The following is a 17,930-nucleotide window of genomic DNA, read 5'->3' as shown; positions in this document are numbered from 1 at the left end:
CGTGGCTTGATTGCCCTGGTGATGCTTACGATGCTGACACCCCAGGCACCGGCCTGGGCAGCGGCGCCCCCCTCGACCGCCGCGGTCACCCCTACGGCCACGCCACGACAGACGAATACCCCGTCCCCGTCGACGCCGCCGCGCTCAGGAACCGTGTCGACGACGGCGGCCGGCTTCCGTCTCGGGCCAGCCGATCCGCGTCCACCCGTCGGCACACCAGAACCGATCAAGCCGTTTGCGATGCCGACGGCGGCGCCACAGTCCGGTGCTTCACCGGAGCCCGCCGCGACGCCCGCGCCACTACCAGCTCTGCCGCCAACCAGGGGAGTCACCGGCGCGCGCGAACTGCCGGTTCGGCCACGGGCGGCCACGCCAGCTGAGGGTGAACGGAGCAACAGCGGCTCGCCGGCCTACAACGTGGCGACGCGTGGCGGCGTCGCGGTCGACTTCTTCGAACCAGGCCGCGCTACGGCGACCGTCAACATTCAGAAGCCGCGCCAGGGGGTCGCCCTCGAATTTGAGCTGCCACCGCCCACTGACATCCGAACGGCCAAGCGTGCCACGGTGGTGGCGCGCGCAGGTGACCTGACTGCCCGCTGGACAAGCTACAGCGACCGACTCAAGGAAGACCTGGTCGTCGCGAAGCGCCCCGCCGCCGACCGGATCGTACTTGGGATGACTCGGCGCGGTCTCGACCTGGCTCCGGACAATAGGGGCGGCTTCGTCGGCCATGACAGTCGCGGCCGGCCGCAACTTGCCATCGAGGCCCCAACCGTCGTCGACACGAACGGGCGGCAGGGCAAGGTCGCGCTGACCGTGACCGCGGACTCGGCAACGCTTCAGCTCGATCCGAACTTTCTGGCCTCGGCCACCTACCCGATCGTCGTCGATCTCACCATCCTCTACCTTGAGGAGAGCGCAAGCCTCTCGTCAGGCGGCTATGCCGGGCTGGTGCTTGCCGATGCACCGATGGCGTACTTTCGCCTGAACGAATTGGCGGGTGCGCCCGGTGTTCCGGTCACCGTCCTGGACTCGATCGGCACCTACACGGGGAGGACCGTCAACGACGTCACATCGGGTCAACCGGGCGGCCTCGCGGCCGGCGGCGACAGCGATCCGGCAATGCGATTTGAGGGTACGAATCGTGGGCATATTGTGCTCTCGCCCGGGTTCGCGGACTTCAGCGGCGGCGCGGCGCTGGAAGCCTGGGTCTATCCGACGGCAGATACCGAGTGGTACCGCATCCTCAGCCTCGGAAACCTGAGCTTCTGGACCGGTGCCACCGACACCATCTCCATCGGACGGTATAGCCGGGGCGGCCCCAACGAGATCTTCTTCTCCACGCCGACCGGCAGTGTCACGGTCCCGGGAGGCCTTCCGCTCAACACCTGGGTCCACATCGTCGGGAGCCACGACGACACCGGTGCGGTGAAGCTGTACATCAACGGGCGCCTGGTCGCCAGCAGCACGGCGACGGGGCCAATTCCGGGCCCGGTGACGCGAAGCACCAACTACATCGGCAAGAGCGCCCAGGCCTCGTGGGACGGTCCGTTCGTCGGCACAATCGATGAGGTCGCCATCTACGGGCACGGGCTGACGGCCGCGCAGGTGCAGGCCCATTACCTGGCCGGCCGACCGGAAGCGCCGCCAGCGGTCAGCGAGTACGCAAACGCCGTGCTCGCCGACGCACCGACTGCCTACTGGCGCATGGACGACGCAACGGTGCCCGTCGCGCGTGACGCTACGCTGGCTCACGACGCGATGTATATCGGGCCAGTCGGCGTCGGCCAGAACGGTGCGCTTGTCGGTGGTGACGGCGCCGCCATTGGGCTTGGCCAGCCGGGAGCCTACGTCGATCTCCCGTCGGACCAGACCAGTTTCAGCAACGGTTTGACCCTCGAAGCCTGGATCATGCCGACCGAGGTCCGCGCATGGACACGGATGTTCATGTTGAACAACAACACCAACGGCAACGGCAACCAGCCAATCGGATTCCTCCGGAATGGCGGCACCAATAACCTGGTCTTCGCCATCCCGAGTGCCGGCCTGACCGCACCCGGAGTGCTGACCCTCAATACCTGGCGGCACGTGGTCGGAACGGTGACCGGCGGCGGCTGGGCGACGCTCTACGTGGATGGGCAGAAGGTGACGGAGGGCCAGGCCCAACCGATCCCGACGACGGTGCGCGGTCTCGGGTACATCGGCAAGAGCGAGTGGAATCAAGACCCACTGTTCGCCGGCGGCATCGACGAGGTCGCCCTCTACAACCACGCGCTGCTGCCCGATCGCGTCGCCATGCACTACGCCGTTGGGCGGGGCGCACCGCAGCCACCAGCGATCAGCGTGGAGGCTGGTGAGAACCCGATCACGATCTCATGGACCCCGCGTGACGGCGTCGTCAAGTACGACCTCTGGTACCAGGTTGACCAGCTCCCGGCCGCCCACCTTGCCGAGGTCGATGGTACCACGACGAGCCTCGGCCTCCACGTCAGCAACGATGCGGAGTACCGGTTCGGGGTTCAGGCCACCAACGCCCTCGGCGTGGGTCCGATCAACTGGTCCCCCACCATTCACACGGTGTTCGCAGGTGACGAGAGCGAGGATGATGACATCTTCGATCCGGCCGCCGAACCACCGTGCATCCCGGTCGGGTATCCCGATCCGTACAACTTCATCCAGCGGCTGCTGCTCAGCCGCCTCGTCTGCGGGGCCACGCAGGAAGTTGGCACCTGGCGTCAGGCCTCGCCACTGACCGATCTGATGTGCCCGAGCCTTGGCGCGATTGTGCCGAGACCTGGGGCGGCCATCCTCTCAGTCAACGACCCCGTCTGCCAGTCGCTGACAGGTACCGCCACTGCGAGCGTCGGCCAGCAGCCCAATGAAGGCCCGCTAGAGCGCATCCAGCGAGCCGTGAATGAGATGTATAGCAACGCGGCGGCCTGGGGTATATCGGCGTCAGCGCTTGAAGGGATGGACAAGATCCTCAAGAAGGCCCACGATTTGGTCAAGGGAGGATGGTACCACGGCCTCAACGGCTACGAGAGTCAGAGCATCCGCGCGGTGGTCTATGCTCAGAGCGGCAACCTGATCGACGTCGAGGCTAAGGCCGCGAATTGGCCAGGCTTGCCGGCGACAAGAGCGCCCGACCTTGTGGTGCGGATGTTCGAGCGCCTGAGTGGTGGTGGCACCGTGACGAGGAACGTCTTCGTCGAGGTGAAGCATTGGATGCAGAGCACGCTGGTCGATGACACCAAGCGCGAACGCTTACAGGGCCAGCTCCTCGCATATCTGCGAGATCCGAATCATCGGGTGGTCCTTGAGTTTGTCCAGACGAAGAATGACCCGATCACAAAGTCACCGAGCCAACTCGCCCAAGATCTTCGGCTTGCGGGTGCTGGCGTGGATCTCACCCGGGTCGAGATTCGCATTCTGCAGCAGGCCATTAGCCCGGCCGGCCTTGAGTTTCAGTCGGTGGTGACACAGCCGTGAGTCGACTTCGAGATCTGATTCTGGATTTTCGTGAGTGTGCGGGCCTCGCGTCAGAGGCCGATGTGCTGGACGTGGCTCGGATCATCGCCGATTGCGGGCTCCGGCCCGGGATTGGCGCGTACACCGCCAGCGGACAGCCGCGGCTGGTCGAGGACGTCGAATCGCACCTGCGCTCGATCCGCCTTGTCTTCGACGGCTACGGACCAGTCGATCGACTTCACATGGTCGAGGAGTGGAGCTACGGCGCGGTCTGGCTAGTGGCACCGGGGACACGAACGATTGTCTCCATATTCCGTCGTTCTGAGACCGACTGGGACGTCAAGATCTCAATCAGTACCTGGAGCCATGAGGATGCGGGTGTCCCACTTGAGGCGTTTGCCGGTGCGTCAACCGAGATGCTGACACGAATCGGCAAGGCCCTCTACACGAGAATCCGGCCAGCGCTCGGCATCCTCTATGGGGTGAGCGGTGAATTGAGTCTTCCCGCTGTCGTGCTGCGGCGCGCCCTCGTGGTCGGGTGGCGGACCTGGTACGGGCCAGCGTACGTTGAGAAATACGGGCGCGATCTGCTGCTGGGGCTGCCCGACCAGGCCGAGCTGCTTGACGACGGCGGCGTCTTCCAGGCGCTCGACGTGGACGCCCTCGACCTCGCGACCGGGAAGCGGGGGGTCTACGCCGGCGTCGGCGCGTACCTGACGGAGCACGATATCCGTCCGGCCTGGCCCCGGCTGCCCCGGCCGAAGTCCGGGGCCACGCCGCGGCGCGGGCGGGAGGCGCCCATAGTGGTGGACGACTTCACGGACGACGAGACCAGCCTGGCAGAGTCTCAGGATACGGAGTTTCAGGACAACATCCAGGCGCTCCTGAGCACGGTGATCGTGCTCGACACCGGCTTGCGCGTCCTGATGCTGCCGCTGCCCTGGTCCGAGCTGGACGAAGCCCGGCAGGTGATCGCGTACCGCCAGCTGCTGTACGCGGTCCAGACACTCCGGACCCGGCACCCAGACGGGCGGGTCCGGATCGAGTTCCCGGAGATCCCGGCCGATCTCGCGGCGATGCTCGCCACGAACTACCCGGCCGGCGGCCCGGTCAGCTACGGCCTGCTGACCGACCCGCCGCTCCTGTAAGCCCGACTGGCGGGTCGGACAGCTCCGGCCCGCCAGCCCGGTCTCAGCGGTAGACGCCGTTGTGCCCGAGGCTGATCCGGCCGGGCTGGGGGAAGTAGGTCAGGCCGTGTGGGGCCGCTCCCGTCCGTAGCTGGTGGAGCACCGCCCCGGTGTTGCTGTCCACGACCTGCACCGTGCCGTGGTTCCGCGACGAGATCCAGATCTGCTGGCCGTCCGGGGAGACCTGGACCATGTCCGGGCTGCCGCCGATCCTCCAGGTGCGGGCGATCCCGAACGCCGCCATGTCGATCACGGAGAGGGTGCCGGCGAGGCGGTTGGTCACGTAGAGGGCGCGGGTGTCCCGGGCGATGGCCATGCCGTGCGCGCCAGCGCCGGTCGGCAGGAACGCGACCTCCGTCATGGTCTCAGGCTCGATGACCATGACGCCGTGCCGTCCCTGGTCCGCCACGAAGAAGTGAGTGCCCTCGGCGTTGAGCTTCACGTCCACGGGGAGCCGGCCGCCTCGGAAGACGCCCAGCACGGCCGGCGGATTCGTCCCGACCTTGACCACCTGCCCGCCGAACTCGCAGCTCACCAGCAGGTACGAGCCGTCCGCCGAGAAGTCCATGTGATCCACGCCTGACCCGGGGATCGGCAGCCGGCCGATGACCTCCCAGGTACTCGGGTTGTGGAAGTCCAGGCGGTTGAAGCGCTCGGCGGCCACGATGGCCTTGGAGCCGTCCGGGGTGAAGTAGAGGTTGTAGGGGACGGCGGCCGGGAGGGTGCCGGTCGGCTTGCCGGTGCGCGGGTCGATCACGGTGAGGTAGTTCGAGTCCATCACGTTGACGTAGAGCTGGGTCAAGTCCCAGGACGGCGCAACGTGGTGGGGCGTCCGGCCGACGTAGTAGCGGTCGATGATCTGCATGGTGAGCGGGTCGATGACGGCCACGTCGCCGCCCAATTCGTGCGGGACGTAGACGCGCGGCGGCAGATCGGCAAGCTGGGGCGGGATGTCATTCGAGGCGGTGGCGGCCCAGACGTTGACGGGCGCGGGCGTCGGGGCGGGCGAGGCTGCCGGTTCGGGCGTGGGGGTCGCGTCCTGCGCGGCCACGCCCTGCGAGTCTGCACTGCCGCCGGTCAGCAGCAGCGGGGGCCGGCGCGCCTCGGAGCCGGCTGCCGGGCGGGGGTTGGCAGCGGCGGCAGCCGGCTCCGTCAGCGCGGCAAGCGCGCCAGCCGCGAGCGTTGCGCCGAGCGCGCGGACGTACATCCGTCGAGAGAGTCGGGTCGGCATCGAGAGCTCCTGCGCTGCAGCATCCCTGGCTGCGCCGGGTGGTGCGGGTCGGTCGGTGTACGGTCGAATGCACCAGGCGCCGATGGCAGACTGATGCATGTACCCCTGTCGCTGGCGCGAGCAAGCGAGGAGGTACGGCGGTCAGAGGTTGCCTCAAAACGCCCCGCCGTTGGGGCACACGCACTGTAGCCGACAGGGGGCCGTCGTGACCGCCATTTCAGGATAGTGCGTGCTGGCTCGGAGTCCGTGGTGAACCTGGAGGGATGGTGCGGTAGCATGCACGCAGGCAGCATGTCGTACAGGGAGGCTGATACCGATGTCACCAGCGGGAGGCTGGCATTTCAACCCAGACGCCGGTGGCCGCAAGGTGCCGGACGGCGTGAAGCGACAGACAGAGTCACAGCTGCGGAAGTACGCTGGGGAGCATTTTGCTGGACGGTACACGCGGCTGGACATTCGGTTTCGGGGGCAGTTCTGCTATGTCGATGCGTACACCGAGCCAGAACCGCTGACGCCGAGTTGGCCGCCGCCGGACTGGCCGGAAACACGCGAGGAGTACCTCGAACGGCTGCGAAACACACCGACGCACCTCTGCCGTCTGCGCTACTTCGGCCCCGGCGACCGCTGGACGTTCGGGTTCTACACCTACAGCAACGAGCGCTATGAGCTGGCCATGTTCCCGTCTGGCGAGTTCTTCGGGAAGGCCGAAGACGCGTTCGAGGTATCAGCCAACATGTACCTGCGCTGACGATACGCTGGAGCGGCGGGGTCCGGAGCGGCAGCGGCTGTCTCGGCTCGCAGGGGCGAATCGGGCATAATCCGGCCCCGTGACTGCCGGACCGTTTCGCCATCTGCCGTCGCCGGGGGCCGAGCCGCCGCGTTCGTCCGTCCCCGCCAGCAGATGCGCCGTCTTTCTGGACCGCGACGGCGTCCTGGCCGAGGCCATCGTCCGCGCGGACGGCAAGTCGTACGCGCCGACCCAGGTGGCCGACTTCCGCATCGTGGCGGGGGCCGGGGCGCAGGTGCAGCGGCTGCGCGAGGCCGGCTTCCTGTGCATCGTGTTCACCAACCAGCCCGAACTGGCGAACGGCGAACTTCTGCGCGCCGACCTCGACACCATGCACCAGCAACTGGCGGCAGCCGTCCCGCTCGACGATATCTACGTCTGCCCGCACGACAAGTCCGAGGGCTGCCCGTGCCACAAGCCGGACACGGCCATGCTGGACGAGGCGGCGGCCCGCTGGAGCGTCGACCTCTCCCGCTCGTATGTCGTCGGGGACCGCTGGCGAGACGTGGACGCCGGCCGGAACGCCGGCTGCTACTCGATTCTGATCGACCGGCCGTATAGTGCAGCGTCCTGGGCTGATGCCCGCGTGCAGACGCTGACCGAGGCCGTAGACGCCGTGCTGCGCCACGCGCAGGCGGGCCAGACGCACGCGCCGGTGAGCGCTGCCCACCGGCCGGGGACGGGGAGCGAGGCTGTGGATTTCGTCACGCGCTACTTCCAGGAAGTTCAACAGGTCGCAGCCGGCATCGACACGGCTGTGGTCAACCGCATCATCGACCTGATGGTGAGCGTCCGCGACAGCGGCGGTCGGCTGTTCATCCTCGGGGTGGGCGGCAGCGCCGGCAACGCCGGGCACGCCGTCAACGACTTCCGCAAGATCGCCCATTTCGAAGCGTACGCCCCGACCGATAACGTCTCCGAGCTGACGGCGCGTATCAACGACGACGGCTGGGACACCTCGTTTGCAAACTGGCTGAAGGGCAGCAAGCTCTCGAACAAGGACATGCTGCTGATCCTCTCGGTGGGTGGCGGCGACCCGCGGCGCAACGTGAGCATGAACCTCGTCAAAGCGATGGACGTCGGCGTTGAGGTCGGGGCAAAAATCGTCGGGATCGTCGGGCGGGACGGCGGCTACACGAAGAAGGTGGCGACCGAGTGCGTGATCGTCCCGACGATCAGCCCGGAGACGGTGACGGCGCACAGCGAGGCGTTCCAGGCGGTCGTCTGGCACCTGTTCGTCTCGGACCCGAGGCTGCAGGCAGCGCCGATGAAGTGGGAGAGCATCCACGAATGAGCGGTAACGGAACGGGGGCGGTCGTCCTGCTGGGGGCGACGGGCTTTCTCGGGCAGGCGATTGGCGCGCGGCTCCAGGCGGACAGCGTAACGGTCCACGGGTTCAACTCGAAGACGCTCAACCTGACGGACCGTGCGGCCTTCGGCGTGCTCGACGCCCTGGCCGGCCCCGACACCACGTTGATTTTTGCCTCGGCGGTCACGCCGGACAAGGGCCGGACGGTGGACGCCCTCGACGCCAATCTCCAGATGGCGCTGAACGTCGGGCGGTACGTCGAGGGGCATCCGTTCAAGAAGGTCGTGTACGTCAGCTCGGACGCGGTGTACCCGATGAGCGACGAGGTCGTGACCGAGACCTCGGCGGTCGAGCCGGCCGACTTCTACGCCCTGGCCAAGTACGCCGGCGAGCGGGTGCTGGCGAACGTCTGCGGCGCGGCGAAAGTCCCGCTGGTGATCGTGCGGCCGACGGGCGTCTACGGCGCGGGCGACACCCACAACTCGTACGGCCCGAACCGCTTCATCAGCCAGATCATCAGCGATGGCAAGCTGAGCATGTTCGGCGAGGGCGACGACATCCGCGACCACGTCTACGTGGACGACGTGGCCGCGATCGCGGCGGCGCTGGCCGCATCCGACGCGACGGGCGTCTTCAACGTCGCCTCGGGTGAGAGCCGCGACTTCGGCTCGATTGCGAGGCAACTGCAGGCGCTCTCGCCCAGGCCGTTCGAGATCGTCAACCTGCCGAAGTCTGGTGGGACCAGCCGCCGCGACTTCGACATCGGCAAGCTGCGGTCGGCGCTGCCGGGCCTGACGCTGACGCCGTTCGCGGACGGCCTGAAGGCGACGGTGGCGGCGCGCCTGGGCGGCGTGAAGTAGGACGCGGGTGAGGGCCTCTTGAGAGAGATCAATCGGCTGGCTCGCTACCCCGTCTCGAAGGGCCGCAACCAGCTTCGGCCGCAGGTGCTCGAAGAGGACCGCCGGATCGCCAAGCAGTTCGGGCAGGCGTACTTCGACGGCCCGAGGACGCAGGGGTACGGCGGCTACACCTACCACGAGCGCTTCTGGACCGGCGTGGCTGAAGACCTGCGCGATGCGTACGGCATCGCGGCTGGCACGCGGGTGCTGGACGTGGGCTGTGGCAAGGGCTTCCTGCTGCACGATCTTCGTCGGGTGGCCCCCGGCGTCGAGGTGGCCGGCCTGGACATCTCGGAGTACGCCATCGAGCATGCGATGGCGGACGTCAAGCCGTACCTCAAGCGGGGGGCGGCCTCATCGCTGCCGTTCGCGGACGCCTCGTTTGACGTGGTGCTCTCGATCAACACGCTCCACAACCTCCCGCTGGAGGAGTGCAAGCAGGCGATCCGCGAGCTTGAGCGGGTCAAGAAGCCGGGCGGGCACGGCTACCTGCAGGTGGACTCCTGGTTCACCGAGGAGCAGCACCGGGCGTTCGAGGCGTGGCAGCTCACGGCGCTGACCTACTTCGACCGTGAGACCTGGGTGCGGATCTTCGAGGAGTGCGGCTACACCGGCGACTACTACTGGACGGTTACCGAGTAGCCAGGGTCGTGGGTCGTGGGTCGAAGGGTGGCGCGCGATGGTTCGCGGCAGCCCGGTGTGCGCGGTAGGTCGTGACGGGTGGCGTGACTGAGCCGACGCGGGCGACGACCGGAGTGCGGCTCGCTACTCCGCGAGCGCCCGCAGCACGGCCGGCGCGGTGATCGGGATCTCGGTCAGGCGGCGGCCGGTGGCAGCATGGACGGCGTTCGCGATGGTGGCGGCCACCGGGATGACCGGCGGCTCGCCGACGCCGCGCAGCCCGTACGGCCCGGACTGCGACGGGATCTCCAGGATCACCGACTCGATGGGCGGGATCTGGTGCGAGCCGGGCAGGGTGTAGTCCAGCAGGCTCGACGTGACCAGCCGGCCGCCCTCGTCGTAGAGCATCTGCTCGTAGAGCGCCCAGCCGATGCCCTGCGACACGCCGCCGTGGATGTTCTCCTCGACCAGGGCCGGGTTGATGGCCCGACCGACGTCGTGGACGGCCACGTACTCCAGCACCTCGACGCGCCCGGTCTCCGGATCGACGCGGACCCGCGCAAGGTGGGCGGCCATCGCGGAGGCGCGTACCTTCAGGATGACGTTGCCGCGCCCCAGGACCGGCGGATGCTGTGCGTACATCATCGCCGTGAGCTGGTGGATGCGGTCCAGCCCGATGGTCCGCTCCGGCGCGCCCCGCACCCGCACACGACCGTCGACGAGCTCCAGGTCTTCGGGGGCCGCCTCCAGTTGATCCGCTGCGATGTCGAAGACCTGCTGACGGGCGTCCGCGCAGGCCTCGGTGATGGCCGCGCCGACCACCAGCGTGATCTTGCTGCCGCCGGACATCGGGGAGTGCGGCGCGCCGGTGCTGTCGGCATTGGAGAGCGCGACCCGCTCGATGGGCAGCCCGAATGACTCGGCGGCGATCTGCAAGAGCGCCGTGTTCGAGCCGGAGATGTCCACCGAGCCGACCACGGTGGTGATGGTGCCGTCCGCCTCCAGGCGCACCAGCGCCGAGGCCGACTGGAGCGTCACCATCAGGCCGCCGAGCGCCACGCCGACGCCCTCGTTGGGACCGGTCTGCTGCGAATCCCGCGTCTGCCAGGCCCGATGCTCGCGCAGCGTCTCCAGGCACTGGCGCAGCCCGATCCGCGCCCAGCGCTGCCCGTGTGGCATCAGGTCGCCCTCGACGATGCAGCTCTGCAGTCGCAGATCGATGGGGTCGCGGCCAAGCTCGCGCGCCAACTCGTCCATCGCCTGCTCGATGGCGAAGACGCCCTGCACCGCGCCGGGTGCTCGATAGGCGCCCTGGGGGATGGTGTGGGTGACGACGTCGTAGCCGCGCAGCCGCAGGTGCGGGACGCGGTAGAAGCCGCCGACGTAGATCATCGCGTTGGTGACGGGTGAGCCAGGGTAGAGGCCGGCGTCGAAGACGATGCGGGCGTCGATGGCCGTGAGCGTGCCGTCCCGCTTCGCCCCGAGGGTCAGCTCGATCTGGCAGCGCGGCGCGGGCGTGGCGGCCAGGAACTCGTCCATGCGGGTCATCACGATCCGCACGGGCCGAGCGAGCATGACGGCCAGCACGCCAGCCAGCGGCTCCAGCAGGACGCCCTTGCCGCCGAAGCCGCCGCCGACCGTCGTGGGGATCAGCCGGATCTGCGAGTCCGACCAGCCGAGCACGCGGGCCGTCTCCTCACGGGGCAGGAAGACGCCCTGGGTGGACGACCAGATGGTCAGGCCGCCGCCCGGCTCCGGCGCGGCGAGGGTGGCGTGCGGCTCGACGTACCCCTGGTGCACGATGGGCGTGCGGTAGGTGCGGCGGATCGTCACCTCGGCCTCGGCCAGCCCGGTAGCGATGTTTCCCCGGTCCATCCGCTCGCGCGCGGCGACGTTCGGGGAGTGGATGGGCTGCCCGTCGCCGTCGCCACGGCTGGCCACGCCCGCACCGGCGGCTTCGACGCCGTGCCCGGCCGCTTCCGCGCCGACGCCGGGGATGCCGTCCGGCCAGACGGCAGGGGCGCCCGGGACCAGGGCGTCGTCGGCGGTCAGAACGGCCGGCAGCTCTTCGTAGTCGACGTCCACCAGGGCCAGGGCGTCCTGGGCGATGGCCTCGGAGACGGCCACCACGGCCACGACCGGCTGCCCGCAGAAGCGGACCTCGCCCTCGGCCAGCAGGCAGCGGGCCCGTGAGAGCGGGGCGCTCTTGACGTACGGAGCAAGGTCGGCCGCCGTCAGCACGGCGACGACGCCCGGCACCTCGCGCGCCTCGGCGGCGTTCACCGAGAGGATGCGCGCGTGCGCGTGGGGGCTGAGCAGCAGCCGCACGTGCACGAGGCTGGGCAGGGCGATGTCGGCGGCGTATCGCGCCTCGCCGGTCAGCTTGGCCGGGCCGTCGGGCCGCTTGAGCCGCGCACCGATGTACGAATCTGCTGAATCGGGAGTCGCGGCCATCGTGAGCCTTTCCACCGGTCTCGGCTGCGAGATACCACCGCGCCGAACGGCCCAGCGCGATCATGGCGGGTGCGGTGAGGATACCGTAGGTTGCACGGTTCTGGCGCTGGCCGGCGTTGCTCGACGGAACAGGTGTCGTTTGGGCTACTATTCGGTCGCCGTTCTGTGAGCGTCGACCCATCGCCGCGCCAGCGTCTCGTATGGCGACCGGAGATCGAGGGATGCGCTGATGGAATGCTGACTGGAGGTGCGGCGGTCGCGATGGCAGTGCGCGCAATGGCCTGGAGATCCGGGGCCGTTCCGAGGAATCGTTCTCAGCACGGCGCTCCGTGGATCGTTCCCGTCCTGGCGATACTGCTGGCGGCGCTGCCCGTCTGGCTGGATCTTGACGTGCAGTTGCCTGCGCCCTGGGCGCGGGAGCTGCTGACGTTCACCGTGTCGGAAGCGCCGCGCCCGGTTCCGGTGGTGGAGGCCCCGGCCGAGATCGTGCCGCTGCCGCAGCCGATCGCCGTCGAACTGGAGCTGCCGCCGGCCCCCACCCGCGCCGCCCTGCGCCGGCCATCGTTCGCGGTGGTCGGGGTGGGCCTCCAGGGGCTGGTGATGCGCTCCGAGCCGGGCGCTGGCGAGAAGATCCGCCTGGTGGACGAGGGCACGGATGTCCGCGACCTGGGCGAGGAGCGTGAGGAGGGCGGCCGTCGCTGGCGTCTGGTCAAGCATCCTGACGGCCCGCAGGGGTGGGTTGCAGCGGACTTCCTGCTGTCCTGGGACGGGGTGGACCGCACTGCGCGGACGGTGGCGCTGCTGAAGCGCACGGCCGGCGTCGAGCCGACGGCCCCGAAGGATCGTTCCTGGGCTGAGCAGCCGCCGGAGCTTCGCTCGATCACGCCGGACCAGTTGAAGGACGGTCAGCGGCTGTCCAACTGGGAGTCGTACGCGGCCTGTGCGCCGGCGGCCGCCGTGGCGTTTGCGCGGGCGGTGGGGCAGGACCTGACGCTAGATCAGGCGGTGGCGGCTGCGCGCTACGTGGGCTGGAACCCGTGGCTGGGGATGACCGGCCCGCGCGGGCAACTGGCTCTGCTGGCATCGCTTGGGATACCGTCGCACCAGCAGGGCGAGTCGATGGACTCCATCGACTGGGACCGCGTGATCGCCGATGTGCGGGCGGGCCTCCCGGTGATCGTGGTGGCCTCGGAGCACTACTACGTGGCCGAGGGCTACGACGACGCCACGGGCCGCTTCGACTTCGGCAACTCGGCGTCGGTCCTCGCGGCGGCACGGAAGAATCGCTGGTTCACGCCGCGCGAGCTTGGCTGGCTGGGGTTCGGGACGCCGTTCACGGTGATCCATCTCGGCCCTGGCCCGCAGCCGTCCGAGTACCTGCAGACCGAGACGCTCAACTACTGATGCCGCCTGGCCGACCTGCCAGCACCCGCGGGCCTCGACGTTCGAGGCCGCGGCCGCGTCACGACTGCTGCCCCCGAGTACCGCTCTCCGTAGCCTGACTGCGCGATCCCGTCCTGCGATGGCGCGGGCGCCGTTACTCCGTGAGCTGGGTCAGCAGGGCGATGGCGGCGTCAAGGTCGCCGACGGTCAGGCGATAGCACTCGACATCCTGCAGCAGGTCCGTCAGCGTCCCGATGCCGAACGCTCCATGCTTGGGCACGCTGAACGACTGCTGCAGGAGCACCTGGAGGGCAGCCGAGCGTGGCAGCGGCTCCAGCGTCGTCTCGGCGCCGGCCAGGTAGCGCGGCACCACGACGGCTCCCACCGGCGTCGGCGCAGGCAGCCAGCGGTCCGTCGGCGGACGGATGTACCAGACCTCTTCGCCGCCGAACCGGTGGTGCGGCGCATCCGCAAGGAGCGCCGGATAGGCGTGCGCCAGGGCCTCGCGTGAGCCGTCCTTGATGCAGATCCCGCGCACGAACGGCAGCACGTCCAGCGTCAGCGGATCGAGGACGGTGACCTCGTCGCTGCCGAGCAGGAAGCCGGCGCTCGCGAGGCCGGCCGCCAGCGTGCTCTTGCCGCTCCCAGAGCCGGCCGGCAGGATGATGGCCCGACCGCCGCGCGCGACCGTTGCGCCGTGGAGCAGCAGGTAGCCCTCGCCCAGCACTTCGACGGCGACGCTGGCGATAGCCCACTCCAGCGTGGCGAGCAGCTCACCGCCTACGTCCACCGTTGCGCGCGCGCCGCCGTGCCCCTCCACCTCGACAACCGCCGCGCCATCCTGGGTGCGCGTCACCGCGAAGACCGGCACGCCCTCGGCTTCGGCGATCTCGCGGCCCCGCTCGACGGTCCAGGCTGGCGGATCTGGAAAGAGATCGCGGAGCGCGGCGACGATGTCCGGCGGCCCGAGCACGCGCGCCTGCAGCTCGAGGATCGCGATGTCGAGGACGGCGATGGCGTCGTCAGGCATCGACGGATCTCGCTGGCACGGGCCTGATCACGGAAATCGAGTCATAGAGAGGCTCCCGGTTCGCTCAGGCGAGGTCAGCCGCGGCCGTCACCAGCCCGACCGCCGCCAGGTGCTCGACCAGCTCGCGAACGTCGGCCAGCACCTGCTCATAGGCCTCGCCGTAGGTCTCGGCGATCTCCCGGGCGACGGCTGCGTCGGTGCGCGTGCCGTCGAGGAGTCGCCAGACGCGCGCTGCCGTGTGATTCAGGATGAACGCCTGCCCATCCGTCGGCGTATAGAGCACCAGCTCGTCGTCCAGCGGATACGACGAGACACTGGGAACGGCCTTCCGGCGCGCATCGACTTCTGGCATCTGCATCTCGGAGGATAATGGCCCGACCGGGCGCACAGGCATCACAGGTGAGTATCAACGACCGGAAACGGCGCCCGGCGCGTCAAGGGGATGCGCTGCTGCACCATCCCGCGGGGTGGGTGGACGGCCGGATCCGACTCGTCACCGTCATGCGGGCTGGCCGCGGACGCATCAGCGGATGGAGACCATCCGGGGTCGGCTCGGGGTCGATCTAAGGTTCCAGGTCCAGCCGAACAGCCGCAATCCCAGCCGAGCGGCGACATGCTGCGATGATGTGTTGTCCCTGCTGGTGCTGTAGAAGAGAAACCGCCCACTCGGGCGGAGAATGTCTGCCCACGCCGCAGTCACGGTGGCGGCGTGCCCTCGCCGACGGTAGTCAGGGTGCGTCCAGACACCACACTCGGCGGCTCGCTCGCTGAGCGGTCGCGGCGTATGGCAAATCGAGACCACCTGTCCATCTGCGAGCCCCATCGCCCACGGACCGAGCGTCCCGTCGATCAAGCAGTCCCACTCGTTGGGATCCCAGTTGCCCGGGTTGAGGTCGCGCAGGAGCTCCTGGCCAGGGCCGCTTGACCCAAGCACCTGGACACTCCCGGGCACGCGGACCTCGTCACCGAACACATAGTACGGTCCATCGTGCTGATCGAGCGGCCCGCACGCCTCCTCGAGCAGTGAACGACACGACGCGAGGGCCGGCGGCTCGTCATCCAGCGTCCGGGCGACAGGAGCTTGCTTCAGAGCGGTGCGCAACTTCACGGCAAGTTCGGGCGGGATCCGATCTCCAATCAGTAGGACGTGCCCGTCACGGGCCGTTCCAAGCATGATTCCACAGCAATTCGCCAGGCGCCCTTCTTCGTCGAGCAATGCCTCGGCCTGAATGATGAGCAAGTCACGGTCGGACGCCGCCTGTGGGCGTTTCACCTGGGACGTTTCTCCTCGTGTACACGCCGATCGGCAACCGCCTCACTCGATCGTTGGTTCAGCAGCGCCCCGACTGGTGACTCGTACAGGGTCAGGCGATGGCGTGGGTGGCCGCCGAGTGCCTGGATCGTGGCGGCGGACGCCGCGTTCTCGTCGGCGATCCAGGTCACGGACAGCGCCCGGTAGCGGCGTCGGCGCAAGTTCCTCACCAGCCGATGGTGCAGCACCCGCATGATGCCCTGGCCCTGGAGTCGCCGCTCGACGCCCTGGACGATGAGGCAGGCGTCACGCTGCCACAGCCAGCCGGCCGCCGCTGGCAGCGCCTCGACCGCGCGGCGCCCCGTGAACGCGCCGCCCAGCTGCTTGAGCAGCGGGTTGACGTCTGGCATGGCCAGCACGAAGCCGCGCGGCACGTCGTCCATCTCGGCCACCAGCAGCAGGGACGGGTCGAGGTACTGACGGTACGCGCCCACCTGAAATAGCAGCTCGTCCGCCGTGAGCGGCACGAAGTGGGTCAGCTCGGCGAAGCTCTCGTTGAGGAGGCGGCGCAGCGTCTCCAGCTCCTGCTCGAACTGCTGCAGGCGGGCCGAGCGGACCGTGAGCCGCCGCTCCATCGTCAGGATGCGGTGGCGCTCCCCGAGCAGCTCCGAGAAGTCGATGGCATGGACGTCGTCGATGCGCCAGGTGGTGTGGGGAAAGGTTCGCTGGAGGCCGGCCGTCTCCAGCAGCCTCGGGTAGTAGGGCGGCGTGTAGGTCTGATCGACGGCCGGCGGGTACTCGTAGCCGTCCAACAGGATGCCCATATCCTGCATGGCCGTCAGGTTGAAGGGGCCGCGCAGGGTGGAGCAGCCCCAATCGGCGGCGGCGCGGGCCGCCGCCTGCACCAGCGCCGTGGCTGCCGGCCGATCGTCCTGGCACTCGAAGCAGCCGAAGAACGCCGTTCGCTCGCCGTGGCGCTCGTTGTGGGGATGGTAGATGTGGGCCAGCACCCGCCCGACGATCCGTCCATCCCCATCGGTCGCCAGCAGGGGCATCGCCTGCCCCTGGCGGAAAAACGGGTTGCGGGCCGGATCGAGCAGTCGGAGCACGTCGCTGTCGAGGGGCGGGGTCCACGGGCTGGCGAGCGGATAGACCCGCCGTCGTGGGAACTGGACCCAGGCCAGCAGGTCGGCGGTCGAGGCGGCCAGCCGCACCGTGACCGTCATGATGTATGCGCACTCCCCACGGTGTACCACCGCGTGATCCGTCCGTCGTTGCCGGCGAACGCCCCGAGCCGCCGGCACCTCAAGCTGGGTCGAGAGGGTGTGCCGCAAGCTGATCCCGAGGGGCGAGTGCGGCAGGTCAGCCGGCTGCGCGACGCGAACTCGGCAGCGCCGCCCACCGGGGCCGCGCTGGCGTCGAGCATGTAGTGGGTGTCCGCCATGACCGCGAATTCGAGGTCGGCGGGGGGCAGCAGAGGCCGGTCGAACATGCGGTGAGCGCTCCCTGACGGACCCTGGGACAGACGGCGTCCCCGGCCAGCAAGAGCGATGGTAGCCGGGCGCGGGCGGTCAGCGCCCGGAGGCTACCTCACTCCCCCGACTGCGCATCTTGCAATGATCTGGGAACACCAACGAACAGGCAATTGCCCTGGGGTGAGGGCTTCCCGGGCTGGCTCACGGCAGACACAAAGAAGCGGCCTGGTCGATGAGGAACCGGGCCGCCGCAGCTCGAGACTATGGTGCCAAGGAGCAGAATCGAACTGCTGACACTGCGATTTTCAGTCGCATGCTCTACCTACTGAGCTACCTTGGCAAGTGGGCGAGGCAGGGCTCGAACCCGCGACCCCCTCGGTGTAAGCGAGGTGCTCTAGCCAACTGAGCTACTCGCCCCAGAAGTGAGCCGGCACGTCGGGCAGATGCGCCGCATGGCGACGACGCTGCTGTCGGTTACCGTCTCCCCTGGTGCCCTCGACTGGACTCGAACCAGCACGTCCTTCCGGACACAGGCCCTCAACCTGCCGCGTATACCTATTCCGCCACGAGGGCAAACTCGCAGGAAGAGTATACGCCGGGTTTTCCGGGGTCGGCAAGCGGTCGTATTCCCTCACCAGGGCGATTGCATGTTGATGTCGTCGTGCGGCGGCGTCGGGGCTTGAAAGCCCCGCCTACCATCCTGCAGTCGCTGCGCGACGCTCCAGTCTCACCGGACGACGGCTGTTCCCGGTGTCCGTCGCGCAGCGACTGAATGCGTGTAGGCGGGGGTTTCAACCCCCGACTGCGCGTCTCGTCGCGCTTCGGGAACACCAG

The 17,930-nt window shown here is 68.7% G+C and carries 14 protein-coding genes and 3 tRNA genes; 8 read left to right on the top strand and 9 right to left on the bottom strand.

The window, feature by feature from the left end; all coding sequences use genetic code 11:
- The first annotated feature begins 153 nt into the window (after nt 1–153).
- Together IT306_06680 and IT306_06675 are read left to right on the top strand one after the other, a co-directional pair.
- Nucleotides 154–3,489: a hypothetical protein gene (locus tag IT306_06680; protein MCC7368086.1), complete on the top strand. Its 3,336-nt coding sequence runs from the start codon at nt 154–156 to the stop codon at nt 3,487–3,489.
- Nucleotides 3,486–4,616 (top strand): hypothetical protein, encoded by a 1,131-nt coding sequence (locus tag IT306_06675; protein ID MCC7368085.1) that lies wholly within the window; start codon nt 3,486–3,488, stop codon nt 4,614–4,616. The genes IT306_06680 and IT306_06675 overlap by 4 nt, the downstream gene beginning before the upstream one ends.
- A 43-nt stretch (nt 4,617–4,659) precedes the next feature.
- On the opposite strand, the gene IT306_06670 is transcribed toward IT306_06675, so the two are convergent.
- Nucleotides 4,660–5,886 (bottom strand): beta-propeller fold lactonase family protein, encoded by a 1,227-nt coding sequence (locus tag IT306_06670; GenBank protein ID MCC7368084.1) that lies wholly within the window; start codon nt 5,884–5,886, stop codon nt 4,660–4,662.
- 316 nt (nt 5,887–6,202) lie between these two features.
- Here IT306_06670 and IT306_06665 point away from each other — a divergent pair, with 316 nt between their 5' ends.
- The 4 genes from IT306_06665 (at nt 6,203) to IT306_06650 (ending at nt 9,523) form a co-directional block, all read left to right on the top strand.
- Complete coding sequence (locus IT306_06665) at nt 6,203–6,634, top strand: hypothetical protein (GenBank protein MCC7368083.1); 432 nt, start codon at nt 6,203–6,205, stop codon at nt 6,632–6,634.
- 79 nt (nt 6,635–6,713) lie between these two features.
- Nucleotides 6,714–7,967 carry an HAD-IIIA family hydrolase gene (locus tag IT306_06660; protein MCC7368082.1) on the top strand — a complete coding sequence of 418 codons (1,254 nt, stop codon included), beginning with the start codon at nt 6,714–6,716 and terminating at the stop codon, nt 7,965–7,967.
- Nucleotides 7,964–8,842 (top strand): NAD(P)-dependent oxidoreductase, encoded by an 879-nt coding sequence (locus IT306_06655; protein MCC7368081.1) that lies wholly within the window; start codon nt 7,964–7,966, stop codon nt 8,840–8,842. The genes IT306_06660 and IT306_06655 overlap by 4 nt, the downstream gene beginning before the upstream one ends.
- 18 nt (nt 8,843–8,860) lie before the next feature.
- Nucleotides 8,861–9,523: a class I SAM-dependent methyltransferase gene (locus IT306_06650; protein MCC7368080.1), complete on the top strand. Its 663-nt coding sequence runs from the start codon at nt 8,861–8,863 to the stop codon at nt 9,521–9,523.
- A 123-nt stretch (nt 9,524–9,646) separates the two neighbouring features.
- Here the strand turns inward: IT306_06650 and IT306_06645 are convergent, their stop codons facing one another.
- Entirely contained in the window at nt 9,647–11,956 is a 2,310-nt protein-coding gene (locus tag IT306_06645) for a xanthine dehydrogenase family protein molybdopterin-binding subunit (GenBank protein ID MCC7368079.1), read from the bottom strand.
- A 261-nt stretch (nt 11,957–12,217) separates the two neighbouring features.
- Here IT306_06645 and IT306_06640 point away from each other — a divergent pair, with 261 nt between their 5' ends.
- Nucleotides 12,218–13,360, top strand: coding sequence for a hypothetical protein (locus IT306_06640; GenBank protein MCC7368078.1), 1,143 nt, complete (start codon nt 12,218–12,220; stop codon nt 13,358–13,360).
- A gap of 133 nt (nt 13,361–13,493) precedes the next feature.
- On the opposite strand, the gene IT306_06635 is transcribed toward IT306_06640, so the two are convergent.
- From IT306_06635 to IT306_06620, 4 genes are all read right to left on the bottom strand, one after another.
- Nucleotides 13,494–14,369: a hypothetical protein gene (locus IT306_06635; GenBank protein MCC7368077.1), complete on the bottom strand. Its 876-nt coding sequence runs from the start codon at nt 14,367–14,369 to the stop codon at nt 13,494–13,496.
- 64 nt (nt 14,370–14,433) lie between these two features.
- Complete coding sequence (locus IT306_06630; protein MCC7368076.1) at nt 14,434–14,721, bottom strand: PqqD family protein; 288 nt, start codon at nt 14,719–14,721, stop codon at nt 14,434–14,436.
- Between the two features lie 171 nt (nt 14,722–14,892).
- Nucleotides 14,893–15,642 carry a GNAT family N-acetyltransferase gene (locus tag IT306_06625; protein MCC7368075.1) on the bottom strand — a complete coding sequence of 250 codons (750 nt, stop codon included), beginning with the start codon at nt 15,640–15,642 and terminating at the stop codon, nt 14,893–14,895.
- Nucleotides 15,639–16,847, bottom strand: coding sequence for a hypothetical protein (locus tag IT306_06620; protein MCC7368074.1), 1,209 nt, complete (start codon nt 16,845–16,847; stop codon nt 15,639–15,641). The genes IT306_06625 and IT306_06620 overlap by 4 nt, the downstream gene beginning before the upstream one ends.
- A 33-nt stretch (nt 16,848–16,880) precedes the next feature.
- On the opposite strand from IT306_06620, the gene IT306_06615 reads away from it, so the two are divergent.
- Complete coding sequence (locus IT306_06615; GenBank protein MCC7368073.1) at nt 16,881–17,051, top strand: hypothetical protein; 171 nt, start codon at nt 16,881–16,883, stop codon at nt 17,049–17,051.
- Nucleotides 17,052–17,360: 309 nt separating this feature from the next.
- Here the strand turns inward: IT306_06615 and IT306_06610 are convergent.
- From IT306_06610 to IT306_06600, 3 genes are all read right to left on the bottom strand, one after another.
- Nucleotides 17,361–17,436, bottom strand: a tRNA-Phe gene (locus IT306_06610).
- A gap of 3 nt (nt 17,437–17,439) precedes the next feature.
- Nucleotides 17,440–17,513, bottom strand: a tRNA-Val gene (locus IT306_06605).
- A 70-nt stretch (nt 17,514–17,583) separates the two neighbouring features.
- A tRNA-Leu gene (locus IT306_06600) sits at nt 17,584–17,669 on the bottom strand.
- Nucleotides 17,670–17,930 lie beyond the last annotated feature (261 nt).

It is taken from the genome of Chloroflexota bacterium (assembly GCA_020850535.1).
Taxonomy (GTDB): domain Bacteria; phylum Chloroflexota; class UBA6077; order UBA6077; family JACCZL01; genus JADZEM01.
This window is presented reverse-complemented; position numbering and strand designations above follow the sequence as displayed.

What these genes read in the sequence shown, in the direction of transcription:
- IT306_06665 (MCC7368083.1), top strand. Translation starts at nt 6,203, where the DNA reads ATGTCACCAGCGGGAGGCTGGCATTTCAACCCAGACGCCGGTGGCCGC.
- IT306_06635 (MCC7368077.1), bottom strand. Translation starts at nt 14,369, where the DNA reads ATGCCTGACGACGCCATCGCCGTCCTCGACATCGCGATCCTCGAGCTG.
- IT306_06655 (MCC7368081.1), top strand. Translation starts at nt 7,964, where the DNA reads ATGAGCGGTAACGGAACGGGGGCGGTCGTCCTGCTGGGGGCGACGGGC.
- IT306_06645 (MCC7368079.1), bottom strand. Translation starts at nt 11,956, where the DNA reads ATGGCCGCGACTCCCGATTCAGCAGATTCGTACATCGGTGCGCGGCTC.
- IT306_06630 (MCC7368076.1), bottom strand. Translation starts at nt 14,721, where the DNA reads ATGCCAGAAGTCGATGCGCGCCGGAAGGCCGTTCCCAGTGTCTCGTCG.
- IT306_06640 (MCC7368078.1), top strand. Translation starts at nt 12,218, where the DNA reads ATGGCAGTGCGCGCAATGGCCTGGAGATCCGGGGCCGTTCCGAGGAAT.
- IT306_06620 (MCC7368074.1), bottom strand. Translation starts at nt 16,847, where the DNA reads ATGACGGTCACGGTGCGGCTGGCCGCCTCGACCGCCGACCTGCTGGCC.
- IT306_06670 (MCC7368084.1), bottom strand. Translation starts at nt 5,886, where the DNA reads ATGCCGACCCGACTCTCTCGACGGATGTACGTCCGCGCGCTCGGCGCA.